The following is a 14,563-nucleotide window of genomic DNA, read 5'->3' as shown; positions in this document are numbered from 1 at the left end:
GCGCAGCGGCCACCCTTTCTGCGCTGCGGCGGGCCGCTCTTTCATTCTTTCATGCTTTCGCTCTTTATCTCTTTCATTCTTTCACTCTTTAATAAAGCCTTTCGCTTCGCGGATGGTTGATTTGTATTCGGCGTAATCGAGGGCTTTTTTGTAAAAGGCTCTGGCTTTGCTGCGGTCGCTGGCCCGGGCGGCAATACGGGCTAAACCGGCATTGGCAAAGGCATAATACTCTTTTGTGTAGTTGTCGTAGTACGGCATTTTAAGAGCAGCCTGATAGAGCGCAGCGGCCTCGGCATCTTTCCGCTCCTCTTTTTCAAACAACATGGCTTCCAGCACCTTTACCGGCATCGGCACAAACTTATGGTGTAATCCTTTCAGCCGATCCAGCCATTGCGCTGCCTCGTCATACCGGCCGGCCAGTATCAGACTCTCGGTGTAACGGATAACAAAAAGTGCATTCTGCGGGTGCTTTTCTGCCAGTTGCTTCGCATAAACGGCCGCCTTCGCAAACTGACTTTCATGTTCCAGATAAATATGTGACAGATAAAAGCACGTCTCAATCCGTGTAAATATAGCCCGCTTACTGGCTACGTCCATTTGCCGGAGCCCGAGCGCCGTATCACCGTCCTGAAAAAACAGCATAACCGGCTTTACAATCGGATGATCCATCGGAAAACGTTCAACATAATAGTTGTACAGCCCCGTCGTAAAGTAAAATTCAGGATTTTTCTCCATGAGTCTGAATCCCTGACGCATATAGCCATAGGCTTTTTTGGCCTCATTGACCGCCTTCATCGTTTCCCCCTCATTGTATAGTTTCAAGGCCAGATAGCTATGCGCGGTAAGGGCAAAGAACACCCCTTCCGGATCGTCGCTGTCCTTTTCCAGCATTTTCTGCGCGCTGGCCAGCGCCTGGTTGCAGGATTGAGTAAACTGACCGGCATAGACCGGATTATCTTTCAGCGGCATGTATTGCCACTGTAGTTTGGTAGCCTGTAGAATCGGTCCGATCGGATGATTGGGATAACGGGCACGCAACTGCTTCATATACAGATCAGCCTCCGCAAAATCATAGCTGTAAATGTTGTCCAGCGTTTTCTGAATAGTCTGCTGAAGGTAAGTATCGGTCGTAATCTGTCCGTATGAAAGAACAGGAAAAAGGAATAATAAGAAGAGAAAAAATCGTTTCATTAGTTATTGTTTAATCCAACCGGACCAACAGGGTATTTTATTCAACAACCTGCCTTCCGGTCTTAAAAGAAGAGAACCTTCCGGTATCGTTTTCAGAACTGGCGGGAAGGCTTTACATTTGCTGACTTCGGTTTTAGTAACGACACCTTTGTCCGAATAGTTTAGATGATTCATTACGAACATTTCGTTTTAGCAAACGGCTTGCAGGTGTATGTCCACGAGGACGCCAGTACACCGATGGCTGCTGTCAATATTTTATACAATGTCGGGTCACGCGATGAAGACCCGGCCCGTACGGGATTTGCCCACCTGTTTGAACACCTGATGTTCGGCGGATCACAGCATATCCAGAGCTACGATGAGCCGCTGCAAAAAGTAGGAGGCGAAAATAACGCATTTACCAGCCCCGACATTACCAATTACTACATTACGCTGCCCGCCGCCAACCTGGAAACCGCTTTCTGGCTCGAATCGGACCGGATGCTGAGTCTGTCGTTCGACCCGCAGGTACTGGATGTGCAGCAGAAGGTGGTCATTGAAGAGTTCAAGCAGCGTTACCTGAATCAGCCATACGGCGATGTGTGGCTGAAACTCCGGCCTCTTGCCTACACCCAGCATCCCTACCAGTGGGCAACGATCGGTAAAGACATCAGCCATATTGAAAACGCGACCATGGACGACGTTAAATCGTTCTTTTTCAAATACTACCTGCCCAATAACGCCATTCTGGTGGTGGCTGGTAACGTTACCGTCGAAGAAGTAAAGCAGCTTTGTAAGAAGTGGTTTGAACCGATTGCGGCCGGGAATCCGTATGTGCGTCAGCTGCCACAGGAACCGCGCCAGACACAGGCCCGTTTTCTGGAAACAACCGCCGACACGGTTCCGCTGAACGCCCTGTATAAAGTATGGCACATGCCTGGCCGCTTCGATACCGGCTTCTATAACGCCGACCTGCTGAGCGATATTCTGGGCCGTGGAAAATCATCACGCCTTTACCAGAAACTCCTGCGGGATCAGCCGCTGTTTAATAACATTTCGGCCCATATTTCGGCCTCACTTGACCCCGGGTTGATGATCGTCCAGGGAACCCTGAACGACGGCGTATCGCTTGAGGAAGCCAATGCCGCCGTCGAAGACGTCATTAGCACCCTGGCACAGGAATCAATCGCGGAAGAAGAAATAACGAAAGTAAAAAATCAGGCGGAGGCTACGCTGGTCTTTTCGGAAGTCGAGCTGCTCAACCGCGCCATGAATCTGGCATACGCCGCCAATGCCGGTGATGCCGCCATGGTCAACGAAGAAGCAGCAAAAATTCAGGCCATCACACCGGACACGCTCCGCAGCATGGCTCAGGAAGTGCTCCGGCCCGACAACTGCTCTACGATGTTCTACCGCCGGTCGGCCAACTAACGATAAATCCTTCAGGCATTTTTTGACAGGATTAATTAATTGGGTTAATCCTGTCAAAAAAACAATTCCCGCAATATGAAAGCCATCTACCTGCCCGATCAGCCCCGTCCGAAGGGGCATTATGCACCGGCAATGGTGCATAACAACACGGTTTATGTCTCCGGCCAGCTGCCTGTCGACAAGCAGGGCGCTATTCAGTTGGGTACGCTGGAAGAACAAACCGAGCTGTGTCTGCGCAATATGGAAGCTGTCCTGAAAGCGAGCGGCAGCGATTTACAGCACGTCCTGAAAACAACCATTTACATCAGCGACATTACTTACTGGCCCTCCGTCAATGAGGTCTATGCCCGCATCATGGGCGATCACCGGCCGGCCCGTGCCATCGTACCGGCAGGCCCGCTCCACTACGGCTGTCTGGTCGAAATTGAGTGTATTGCCGCTTTATCCGGAAACTAACCGCCGGTTGACGAACCTACCTCTCCTTTTTCCGCTATCTTTGCGCACCAAAGTTTTGAATGCCGGTGATTGCCAACTCTCTGGTTTAACAACCTGACAGACCTATTGAATCGCTTTGCCCGGCCATTCTATCATTCAGTCATTCTATCATTCCCCACTGCATGAACGTACTTAAATTTGGCGGAACATCGGTAGGCTCAGTTGAGAGCATTAAGCAGGTTATCAATATCATTGAAGAGCATCGCCGGAACGATACGGACATTGCCGTGGTCTTCTCCGCCATGGGCGGCGTTACCAACCAGCTGATTGAAATCGGCCGTATGGCTACCAACGGCAACACAGACTATTCGGAGCTGGTGCGGCGGATTGAAGACCGCCACTTCAATGTCGTGAAGGCGCTCATCCCTGTAAAAGAACAAAGCAAGGTATTTGCCGGTATTCGGGGCGTAATCAACGAACTCGAAGATTTGCTACGGGGGGTGTCTCTGATCCGGGAACTCTCGGCCCGGACACTCGACCTGATTACGAGCTTCGGTGAGCGGCTGTCGACCCTTGTCATCACCGAATGCATCAAAAGCCGTGGTCTGGCGGCTCAGTTCTGCGACGCCCGGACAATCATCAAAACCGATGACCAGTTCGGTCATGCCGAAGTAAACTACACGCTGACCAACCAGCTGATTCAGGATTATTTCGGCAAATCAACGGCGCTGCAACTGATCACAGGCTTCATTGCCTCGACAGAAAAAGGAGAAACGACCACCCTCGGACGCGGTGGTTCTGACTATACAGCCTCCATCATCGGTGCGGCCCTGAACGCCGATATTATTGACATCTGGACGGATGTCGACGGCATGATGACGGCCGACCCGCGCAAGGTGCCGAACGCCTTTAATATCCCGACTATTACCTACGCCGAGGCCATGGAACTGAGTCATTTCGGAGCCAAGGTGATTTATCCGCCGAGTTTACAACCGGCCTTTGCCCGGAATATTCCGGTTCGGGTGCTGAATACCTTTAATCCGACCCACGAAGGTACGGTAGTCAGCCGCACCGCCGAGCGCCGGCAATATACCATCACCGGTATCAGTTCGATTGATGACATTGCACTGGTTAACGTACAGGGGTCCGGTATGATCGGGGTGGCCGGTGTATCGGCCAAACTCTTCGGCGTTCTGGCCCGCTACCGCATCAGTGTTATCCTGATTTCTCAGGCCTCGTCGGAGCACTCGATCTGTTTTGCCATTGACCCTAAATCGGCCGAACGCGTCAAAGCCATTCTGGACGATGAATTTTCGGTGGAGGTGACACACGGCCATATCGACAACATTACCATCGAACGTGACCTGTCGGTAATTGCGACCGTTGGTGAGGGGATGAAAAAGTCGTCGGGTATTGCGGGTAAGCTCTTCTCGGTACTGGGGAAAAACGGGGTTAATATCGTGGCCGTTGCCCAGGGTTCGTCGGAGATCAATATCTCGGTCGTTATCAATAAGAACAACCTGTCGAAGGCGCTGAACGCCATTCATAACGTGTTTTTCCAGTCAGAAGCACGGGTACTGAACCTGTATCTGGTAGGTACTGGCCTGATTGGCAGCACGTTGCTCCGGCAAATCCGCGATCAGTTCGAGTACCTGCGCACTGAGCGGTTGCTGAAGGTTTGTCTGGTAGGCGTATCCAACACAAAGAAAATGCTGCTGGCGCCCAAAGGTATCGGACTCGACGACTGGCGCGAGCGCGTACTGACGGAAGGCGTCACTACCTCACTACCGGCTTTTGTTGAGCAAATCAAATATTACAACCTGCCGAACTCGGTTTTCATTGACTGTACGTCGGACAAAGACATTGTGCAGTTCTACGAGTCGCTGCTCGACGGCAATATTTCGGTGGTTACTCCGAATAAAGTCGCTAACTCCGGTCCCTACAGCGAGTACCGCCGCTTACAGCGGACGGCGCTGAACCGGGGTGTCAAGTTCCTGTACGAAACCAACGTAGGTGCCGGTCTGCCGATTATCAATACGCTGCAAGGCCTGATGACCGCCGGTGACCGCTTCCTGAAGATCGAAGCAATTCTGTCGGGTACGTTATCCTACATTTTCAATACCTTCCGATCGGGCAGCAAGTTTGTTGATGTCGTACGCGAAGCGAAAGAGAAAGGCTATACCGAACCGGATCCGCGCGAAGACCTGAGCGGTATGGATGTGGCCCGTAAAATCCTGATTCTGGCACGTGAGGCCGGTTTTGCCCTGGAGCCGGAAGACGTTACCATTAAAAATCTGTTGCCACAGGCGTGCATCGATGCCCCGTCGATTCCGGCGTTTTTTGATGAACTGGAAAACAACAATGCCTACTTCGAAAGCCTGCTGACCGAAGCCGAAGCCCAAAACGAGAAACTTCGGTATGTCGCTACGTTTGAAAACGGCAAGGTAGAGATTGCCCTGAAAACCGTCGGAGCCGACCACCCGTTCTATAGTTTGTCGGGAGCGGATAATATTGTGTCGTTTACTACAGAACGCTATAAAGAGCGGCCGCTGGTGGTAAAAGGCCCCGGTGCCGGTGCCGAAGTAACGGCTGCCGGTGTCTTCGCCGACGTAGTCAGTATCGGTAGCTATCTGGCCTGACCGGCTTAGTTTCCGTGGAGAAGCAGTCATTCTGAATGACTGCTTTTTTTATGGTCTTAATATCAGGATTATCAGTATTACGTAAAAGCAACGGCCTTTTTGCATTCAGACTATGTGCACTTTATGAAACTGATCCTAACCCTACTTTGCCTGCTGCCCCTGGCAGCGTTTGCCCAGACCCCTCCCGCCCGGACCGACTTATGTCAGGGGGCTTACTTTACGGAAGCACAGGGAGACAGCGCCCTCAAGGCATTTGCCAAAACGTATCATGATAAAAAAAGCTGGGAAAAGCGGGCCGCACTGATCCGGCAAGGCATCCGCGAGGGCATGGGTTTACCCGATAAGCCGAATTTTGCTCCGCTGAAACCCATTCGGCATAGTGTCAGGCAGATGAACGGATACACGGTCGAAAATGTGGCATTTGAAAGCGTCCCTGGCTTTTACGTAACCGGCAACCTGTATCGCCCCACCAACAGCAAGGGAAAAACAGCGGGAATTCTTTGCACTCACGGGCACCTGGGGACCATGGACAGCCGTTTCCGCGACTATGTCCAGCAACGCTGCGCGACACTCGCCCGCATGGGGGCTGTTGTGTTCACGTATGACATGTTAGGCTACAGCGATTCGAAGCAGACCGAGCATAAGATTCCGAATGCCCTGAAACTCCAGACGCTGAACAGCCTCCGTGCGGTTGATTTTCTGGTAAGCTTGCCGGATGTAGATCCGAAACGTATAGCGGTTACGGGTGAATCAGGCGGCGGCACGCAATCGTTTATTCTGACGGCTCTGGAACCGCGTATTGCGGTGTCGGTACCGGTTGTGATGGTATCTGCTCATTTCTTTGGAGGCTGCACCTGTGAGAGCGGCATGCCGATCCACAAACGGCCTACCCACCAAACCAGCAATGCCGAGATTGCCGCCCTGGCAGCCCCCCGCCCCATGCTCCTGGTATCCGATGGCAAAGACTGGACAAAAAATACGCCCGATGTAGAGTATCCGTATATTAAAAACATCTATCGTTTTTACCATGCTGACGATCGTATTGAGAACGTCCATTTGCCAACGGAAGGACATGACTATGGGCCCAACAAACGTGAAGCAGCTTATCGCTTTCTGGCCAGACACCTTAAGCTTAATCTGAACCGTGTGCTGACAGATGGCCGGATCGATGAGGCACCGAATTCGGTGCTGACTGCCGCTGACCTTCAGGTTTTTGACAGCAATCATCCCAGACCCGCCAATGCTATCATTGGCAACAATGCCGTAAATAATTTACTTGATTAATTATTTCATTAACACAATGTGACACTTGTCGATAAAGTACTTACATATAACACAGTTAGCGACATTAGATTTTTTTTTTGAAAAGTCTTTATCCCTTAAATTGGAGCATTGCATACATCCGATTAAGTACAATAGATAAATTTCGCAGAAATACGACAAAATAGAATTAACTAACAATCAATCATTTACTGATAAATAAAAAAAAGTACGCTATTTCCCTGTAGCTTTTTAGGGAAATATGTACTTTCTTAGAAGTGCAATCCGGCTGTAACCGGCCGGGTAGTCATAAACGTTATAGTTGGGAAACAACCACCAGTCTTTAGGTGGTTGTTTTTTTTATAAAACTATATGATTTCAAATAGGGTGCAAATATTTTTTTTCAGTCAGAAAAAATAGACCATTATCCGGTTTATAGTTTACTCATAACCAGTGTTTCACAAAAATCAGGCCACTTTCTTTTTGTAATAAATGTACAGCACCTGCCGCATGGCATTAATTTTGCTAAATGGTCGTTTTTCAGCATCAGGTATACGTACTTTTTTTTTCCTGACTAATTTCCCGCAATCCGTTAACTATACGTTTTTACATTGCCGGCGGATTTATCGCTGATCTGTATTTTTAACAAATAATGGCAGATAGTAAATCCGCTCATTTTTCGTCTTTTCGGAGCAAATAGAGTATGCAACGGTAAATCCCTCTATTTCCCCTTACCGATGAGTCTGAATGAACAACCAACCTCTATAAACCGGCGGAAATTTCTGGATCTGAGCACAAAAGGTGTGCTTGTTTCAGCAGCAGCCCTTACCGGTTTTCCAACAATTGTACCGTCGTCCGTTTTCGGGAAAAATGCACCCAGTAACCGGATTAATGTTGGCGCCATCGGGACAGGCCGTATTTCCCGCGGGCACGACATACCCGGCGTCTGGCAATACGATAATGCCCTGATCATGGCCGTCTGCGATGTCGACAGCCGCCGTGCCGATGATGCGAAAAAACTGGTGAACGGATATTATGCCAAAAAGACAGGTAAAGACGCGTATGACGGCGTAACGGCTTACACTGATTACCGCGAACTGCTCAATAACAAAGATATTGACGCGGTACTGGTCAGCACACCCGATCACTGGCATGCCCCGATTGTGATTCATTCAGTAGGCGCCGGAAAGGACGTTTACATGCAGAAACCGGCTTCGCTGACCATCTCAGAAGGCCGTATGATGGCCGATGCCGTAAAACGCAGCGGCCGGATTGTGCAGGTTGGCAGCCAGCAACGCTCATCAAACCAGTTCCGGTATGCCGCTGAGCTGGTACGAAACGGACGGATCGGTCAGTTAAAGACCGTGTATGTCGGCCTGCCCGGGGATCCCTCCGGTGATGCGGAAGCCGAAATGCCGGTCCCCAAAAATCTGAATTACGATATGTGGCTCGGCACAACGCCCGAGGTCTACTATACCGAAAAACGCGTTCACCCGCAGGTTGGTTACGACCGGCCCGGCTGGTTACGCTGTGAGCAATTCGGGGCCGGGATGATTACCGGCTGGGGCTCGCACCATATCGACTGTGCCCACTGGGCCATGAACACCGAACATACCGGCCCGATTGAAATCTGGGGCAAGGCCGATTTCCCGAAAAGCGGCCTGTGGGACGTTCACGGTATTTTCCGGACGGAAGCCCTCTACGAAAACGGTGTCCGCATGGTTGTCAGCAATGAATTGCCGAACGGTATTAAATTTGAAGGAACAGATGGCTGGATTTTTGTTTCGCGGGGCGATGCCTCAGTAACAGCCAGCGACCCGGTTGCCAAACAACAGGCCGCCAAGGCCCTGGATGCCAGTGATCCTAAACTGCTCACGTCAGTGATTGGCCCGAATGAAACCCATCTGACGGTCAGCAAGGAACACCACGGCAACTGGCTCGAAAGCATTGTGAGCCGTAAAGAACCGATCGCCCCGGCAGAGATCGGTCACCGCTCCTGCTCGGCCTGTTTGCTGCATCATGCGGCGATGAAACTAAACCGGAAACTGTACTGGGATCCGAAAAAAGAGCAATTCAAAAATGATCCGGAAGCGAATGCACTGCTGTCGCGTCCGCAACGGAAAGCGTACGCCATTCACCCCCTGGCATCTGCAAAAAAACGATAATTTAATACAACCAAGATGAAGTTTTCCCACGTAATGGGCGGCATGGTATTAGCTGCTCTGTTTGCTGCCTGCCAGTCGTCGAAACCAGGCGATGAAATGACGCATTTAATTACCCTCGACCCCGGCCATTTTCATGCGGCGCTGGTTCAGAAAACCATGTTCGACGGTGTTGACCCGGTCGTACATGTCTATGCGCCGGACGGACCGGACCTGCAGATGCACCTCGACCGCATCAACGGCTATGATACCCGGGCCGAGAATCCGACACACTGGAAAGAAGAGGTCTACCGCGGCACCGACTACCTCGAAAAAATGATTGCCGACCAGGCATCGGCCAACAAAGCGAAAACGGTCGTGGTGATGGCGGGCAATAACCGGCTCAAAACTGATTATATCCAGAAAACCATCGACGCGGGCTTTAACGTACTGGCCGACAAGCCAATGGCGATCAACGCTGAAAACTTCGACAAGCTGAAAAGCGCCTTTGCTACTGCGGAGAAAAACAAGGTGTTACTGTATGACATCATGACCGAGCGCTACGAAATCACGACCATGTTACAGCGCGCGTTTTCGATGCAGGAAGCCGTTTTTGGTACGCTCGAAAAGGGTACGCCCGAAAACCCGGCCGTAACGAAGGAAAGCGTACACCACTTCTACAAAAACGTATCGGGCAGCATCCTGACGCGGCCGGCGTGGTTTATGGACGTGGCGCAGCAAGGCGAAGGCATCGTTGATGTTACTACCCACCTGGTCGACCTGGTGCAGTGGGAGTGCTTTCCTGAGCAAACGCTCGACTATACGAAAGACATCAGCCTGACTACGGCCCGCCGCTGGACAACCGACATGACACGGAGCCAGTTCTCGGCCATCACCAAGCTGAATGCCTTTCCGGATTACCTCAAAAAAGACGTCGTAAAGGACAGCGTGCTGCAGGTATTCTGCAACGGTGAGATCAATTATCAGATCAAGGGAATTCACGCAAAAGTGTCCGTTATCTGGGCCTACAAAGCCCCGGAAGGTACCGGCGATACCCATTATTCGATCATGCGCGGCACAAAAGCCAACCTGATTATCCGTCAGGGAGCAGCCGAAAAGTACAAGCCAACGCTGTATATCGAACCGGCCAACGGCAACAAAGACCTCGATGCCTCGCTGAAATCCGCAATCGCCGCCATTCAGAAGGAGTTTCCGGGTGTTGACGTAAAAAAGAATGCACAAGGTTTTGAGGTAATCATTCCGGAGAAATACAAGGAAGGCCACGAAGCCCACTTTGGCCGGGTAGCGGAGAAATACCTCCAGTATCTGAAAGAAGGCAAACTTCCTGCCTGGGAAGTCCCCAACATGCTCGCCAAATACTACACAACTACGCAGGCGTTAACCTTAGCAAAAAGCAAAAAATGATTAAATGATTGAGTGATTGAATCTGCCCGCCTGTGCCTTTTATTCAATCACTCAATCATTTATTCACTCAATCACTGTAATGGATAACCGTCGGAAATTTATAAAGGAATCAATGGCTACGGCTGCGAGTCTGGCCATGTACGGGGCATTGCCGCAGCAGGCGCTGAGTGCTCCGAAAATTACGGTTGAACGGCCGGAAGCCTCTTTGCTGACGGCACCGAAAGCGGGGCGTATTAAGTTTGCCGCTGTCGGGCTGAACCATGGCCACATTTACGGCCAGGTGGAGGCCGTGATCCGGGGCGGCGGCGAGCTGGTTTCGTTCTATGCGAAAGAAGCGGATCTGGCCGACGCCTTTGCCAAACGCTATCCGAAGGCAAAACGGGCCGCCAGCGAAGAGGAAGTCCTCAACGACGCCTCACTGCAACTGATCGTCAGCGCCGGTATTCCCGACGAGCGCGCGCCGCTGGGCATCCGCGTCATGAAAGCCGGTAAAGACTACCTGGTCGATAAACCGGGCATTACGACGCTCGACCAACTGGCCGAAGTGCGCAAGGTGCAGAAAGCGACAAAGCGCATTTACTCAATCATGTACAGCGAACGGCTCGAAAACAAGGCTACCGTTAAGGCCGTAGAACTGGTGAAAGCCGGCGCCATCGGAAAGGTAATCCAGACAATTGGGCTGGGGCCGCACCGCATGAATCCGAAAACGCGGCCGGAGTGGTTTTTCGACAAGAAGCGTTTCGGCGGTATTATCTGCGACATTGGCTCACACCAGTTCGACCAGTACCTGATGTTTACCGGTTCAACACAGGCCGAGGTGGTCGCGTCGCAGGTTGGCAATACGCACTACCCGCAGTACCCGAACTTCGAAGATTTCGGGGATGTGATGCTGCGCGGCAACGGAGGCATGGGCTACATCCGCGTCGACTGGTTTACCCCGGACGGGCTTAAAACCTGGGGCGATGGCCGTCTGACCGTCCTTGGTACCGATGGGTTTATTGAAATCCGGAAGAACATCGATATCGGCGGCCGCGAAGGGGGCAATCACCTGTTTATTACCGACCACAAGGAAACGCGCTATATCGATTGTAAAGACGTTGATCTGCCGTTTGGCCGGTTGCTGGTCGATGACATCCTGAACCGGACCGAAACCGCAATGGCGCAGGAGCACTGCCTGCTGGCGACCGAGCTGGCGCTGAAAGCCCAGAAAAATGCGCAGAAAATTCAGTTAAAAGCATAATCAAACCACGGAGTTTCGCAGAGTTTTTACACGGAGTAGCACAGTTTTTCCCTTTGTGTCACTCTGTGCAAAACTCAGTGTTACTCCGTGGTTTTCAACTTTTCTCCCATGATCCGTCTCATTCTCCTGCTCTTTGCCCTCCTGTTGTTTCAGTCCGCTTCCGCTCAGGTAAACTGGAAGAAAGTACAGGTGCTGGTATATACTAAAAACGGTAAAGGCTATGTCCACGATAATATCCCGTCGGCCGTTAAGGCGCTTCAGAAACTGGGCACTGAACACGGGTTTGCGGTCGATGTGTCGGACCAGCCCACTGTGTTCACCGAAAGCAACCTGAAGCAATATACCCTGCTGGTTTTTCCCAGTACAAACAACGATGTCTTCGACACCGATGCCCAGCGGCTGGCGTTCCGGCGGTATATCGAAGCGGGTGGCGGCTTTGTGGGCATTCACTCCGTGATGGGTACCGAACGGAACTGGACGTGGTTTAAACGCATGATTGGCGGAACATTTGCCTGGCATCCGAAATTTCAGAAAATCCGGATTGAAGTCCTCGACACAAAGCATCCGTCAACGCAGGGAATACCACAGTCGTGGGAGAAAGAAGATGAGTTTTATTTTACCAAAGAAATGTATCCCGGCCCGACCGTCATCATGGCCAGTGACCTCACTTCGCTCAACGGTGATGAGCCGGAAAAGGTCAAGGCATTCGGTGGTAGCTTTACGCATCTGTACCCATCAGTCTGGTACTACAACTACGACGGTGGCTATACCTGGTGCACCACTCTGGGCCACGCCAAAGAAGATTATGAGAAGCCAATGTTTATGAAACACATTTTCCAGGGCATTCAGTACGTGGCTTCACAGGTTAAAAAAATTGATTTCAGTAAGGCCTATGCCGACTCCCGCGACACCCCGCTGCACTAAACAAAAACAGATAACGTCATAATAGCCTGACGAGGCAAATAAAAAAGACCCCTACGGCGAGCGCTGTAGGGGTCTAACGTTATGAATATACCAGAATCAAACTTATTTCAATGGGTCAAAGGCACCGCCCCAAACATCATTCTGCACCAGTTTAGGGTTGTTATCAATCGCCTGCAACGGAATCGGGAAGAAATAATAGGCCGGCTTCCAGTTGATGGCATATTTCGTGTCCATCTGCTTGAAGGTAATCGTAAAGTAGTTGGCATACACATCATCCAGTTTTAATCCATCACGGGTTGTGGCGAAGTCAGCCGGTACACCGGTTGTTTTCAGGTTGATGGTCACCCCTGTACGGCGCTTGCCGTTCAGGACCGTTTCAATCTGTTTCCAGCGGCGCAGATCCCAGAAGCGTTTGCCTTCAAAGGCGAACTCAATCTGGCGCTCATACATGATGGCGTCAAACATTTCAGCGCGCGTCATGTTGGCTTTCAGCCCATACAGGCCATCGGTACCGGCTTCGATACCGGCCCGTTTCCGGATAGCTTTCAGCTGCGTATAGGCTTCGTCGAGCTTCCCGATACCCGTTGCCGATTCGGCCAGGTTCAGCAACACTTCGGCAAAGCGGATTTCGATCCAGTCAGTACCGGAAAACTGCACCTGGCTGGCTTCAACCGTCGGGTTAATGGCTTTACGGGTATAGAAACCGGTGTTGCTCGCTGTTGACTCTACCGTTTTGCCACCGGCATAGTATGTCCACAGTTTAAAGTTTGCGTTTCCGTTCAGCGGCCATGTAGCGCCGTTGTAGGCGATTGTTTTGTCGAAACGGGGATCGCGGTTTTTATAAAACTGCTGGTCAGCATACGTATATTTTGTTGACTCGCCCGGCTTCTTGCCGTCCAGCATCGGATAGGCTTTCACCATTTCCCAGGATGGCTGGTTTGAGCCGCCGCCTGTACCCGTATACCGGGGGCGTGTCGCGTTATCATAGCCATTGTTTTTCTTTGCCTGGTCGCCGGAAGACGTGTTAAAGCCCGTCACCATAACGGCTTCAGGGTTGTTTTGCTCCTGAAACCACAGCTGGTCGTATGAGCTGTGCAGGGCTGCCCCGTTTGCGACCAGAATATCGTAGGCCTGTTTGTTGGCATCATACGCCGCCTGCCACCTATCGGTTGCATCGCCGGGGTTAAACTGCGGACTGGCGGCATACAGGAGCGCACGGCCTTTAAACGCCGCCGCTGCACCTTTGGTCAGCCGACCCCAATCCGTTGCCGGGTTTGGCCACTTGCCGGGCAGGTATTTGATGGCTGAATCCAGATCGGCAACCACCTGTTTGTAGTTTTCAGATGTCAGGTTACGCGGGATGTAAGCAGCGTTACGGGCCTCAACCCCAACCGCATCCAGCGGGGTCAGTACCAGCGGCACACCGCCATACAGCTTTACCAGCTCGAAATACCGCCAGGCACGGAAGAAATAAGCCTGTGCCAGCAAGCGGTTCCGGGCTCCCGTCTGAATCGACCCGTTTTTCATATCCTGAATAAACGAGTTGATGGTCCGGATTTTACCATAACTGTTCGACGGGCTCAGGGCCGTTCCGAAGTCGGTTACGTCGGCCGTTGTCAGCGTCCCTTCGAGGTACTTACTCTCGCCGTATGACTCATCGGTGAAACTGCTGCCGCCGATGCCGGAGATCATCGTAACGCCCCCCCACGTCGGCAGGTTCTGGTCGTAGATATAGCTTAAGCTTAAAGAGGCCAGCGTTGAATCTTTAAAAATCAGATTCGGATCGGCAGAGGCCAGGTCTGTTTTATCGAGTACATCCTTACAGCCTGATAAGGCAAGCATGGAACACACCGCAGACAGAACGATATATTTCTTTTTCATTGTTTCTGAGTTAATGA

General features: G+C 51.4%; 10 protein-coding genes. 8 read left to right on the top strand and 2 right to left on the bottom strand.

Annotated features, from left to right (window positions below):
- Window positions 1-81 precede the first annotated feature (81 nt).
- Window positions 82-1,191: a tetratricopeptide repeat protein gene (locus tag BLX24_RS14290; RefSeq protein ID WP_071503820.1), complete on the bottom strand. Its 1,110-nt coding sequence runs from the start codon at window positions 1,189-1,191 to the stop codon at window positions 82-84.
- A gap of 165 nt (window positions 1,192-1,356) precedes the next feature.
- On the opposite strand from BLX24_RS14290, the gene BLX24_RS14285 reads away from it, so the two are divergent.
- The 8 genes from BLX24_RS14285 (at window position 1,357) to BLX24_RS14250 (ending at window position 12,665) form a co-directional block, all read left to right on the top strand.
- Window positions 1,357-2,601, top strand: coding sequence for a M16 family metallopeptidase (locus BLX24_RS14285; protein ID WP_071503819.1), 1,245 nt, complete (start codon window positions 1,357-1,359; stop codon window positions 2,599-2,601).
- 75 nt (window positions 2,602-2,676) lie between these two features.
- On the top strand, window positions 2,677-3,057 hold the full coding sequence (locus tag BLX24_RS14280) for a RidA family protein (protein WP_071503818.1): 381 nt from the start codon (window positions 2,677-2,679) through the stop codon (window positions 3,055-3,057).
- Between the two features lie 161 nt (window positions 3,058-3,218).
- On the top strand, window positions 3,219-5,675 hold the full coding sequence (gene thrA / locus BLX24_RS14275; protein WP_071503817.1) for a bifunctional aspartate kinase/homoserine dehydrogenase I: 2,457 nt from the start codon (window positions 3,219-3,221) through the stop codon (window positions 5,673-5,675).
- A 123-nt stretch (window positions 5,676-5,798) separates the two neighbouring features.
- Window positions 5,799-6,959 (top strand): alpha/beta hydrolase family protein, encoded by a 1,161-nt coding sequence (locus BLX24_RS14270; RefSeq protein ID WP_071503816.1) that lies wholly within the window; start codon window positions 5,799-5,801, stop codon window positions 6,957-6,959.
- Window positions 6,960-7,672: 713 nt separating this feature from the next.
- On the top strand, window positions 7,673-9,100 hold the full coding sequence (locus BLX24_RS14265) for a Gfo/Idh/MocA family protein (protein WP_071503815.1): 1,428 nt from the start codon (window positions 7,673-7,675) through the stop codon (window positions 9,098-9,100).
- Between the two features lie 15 nt (window positions 9,101-9,115).
- Window positions 9,116-10,501 carry a putative oxidoreductase C-terminal domain-containing protein gene (locus tag BLX24_RS14260; protein ID WP_071503814.1) on the top strand — a complete coding sequence of 462 codons (1,386 nt, stop codon included), beginning with the start codon at window positions 9,116-9,118 and terminating at the stop codon, window positions 10,499-10,501.
- 112 nt (window positions 10,502-10,613) lie between these two features.
- Window positions 10,614-11,741: a Gfo/Idh/MocA family protein gene (locus BLX24_RS14255; RefSeq protein WP_374755006.1), complete on the top strand. Its 1,128-nt coding sequence runs from the start codon at window positions 10,614-10,616 to the stop codon at window positions 11,739-11,741.
- A 108-nt stretch (window positions 11,742-11,849) separates the two neighbouring features.
- Window positions 11,850-12,665 (top strand): ThuA domain-containing protein, encoded by an 816-nt coding sequence (locus tag BLX24_RS14250; protein ID WP_071503886.1) that lies wholly within the window; start codon window positions 11,850-11,852, stop codon window positions 12,663-12,665.
- 102 nt (window positions 12,666-12,767) lie between these two features.
- Here BLX24_RS14250 and BLX24_RS14245 read toward each other — a convergent pair whose 3' ends face one another.
- The gene (locus tag BLX24_RS14245; protein ID WP_071503812.1) at window positions 12,768-14,546 is read right to left on the bottom strand and encodes a RagB/SusD family nutrient uptake outer membrane protein; all 1,779 of its coding nucleotides are present in this window, start codon (window positions 14,544-14,546) and stop codon (window positions 12,768-12,770) included.
- Between the last annotated feature and the right edge of the window lie 17 nt (window positions 14,547-14,563).

It is taken from the genome of Arsenicibacter rosenii (genome assembly GCF_001870735.1).
Classification (GTDB): Bacteria; Bacteroidota; Bacteroidia; order Cytophagales; family Spirosomataceae; genus Arsenicibacter; species Arsenicibacter rosenii.
Note: the sequence above shows the minus strand (reverse complement) of the source record. Positions and strands in the feature narration are given on the sequence as shown.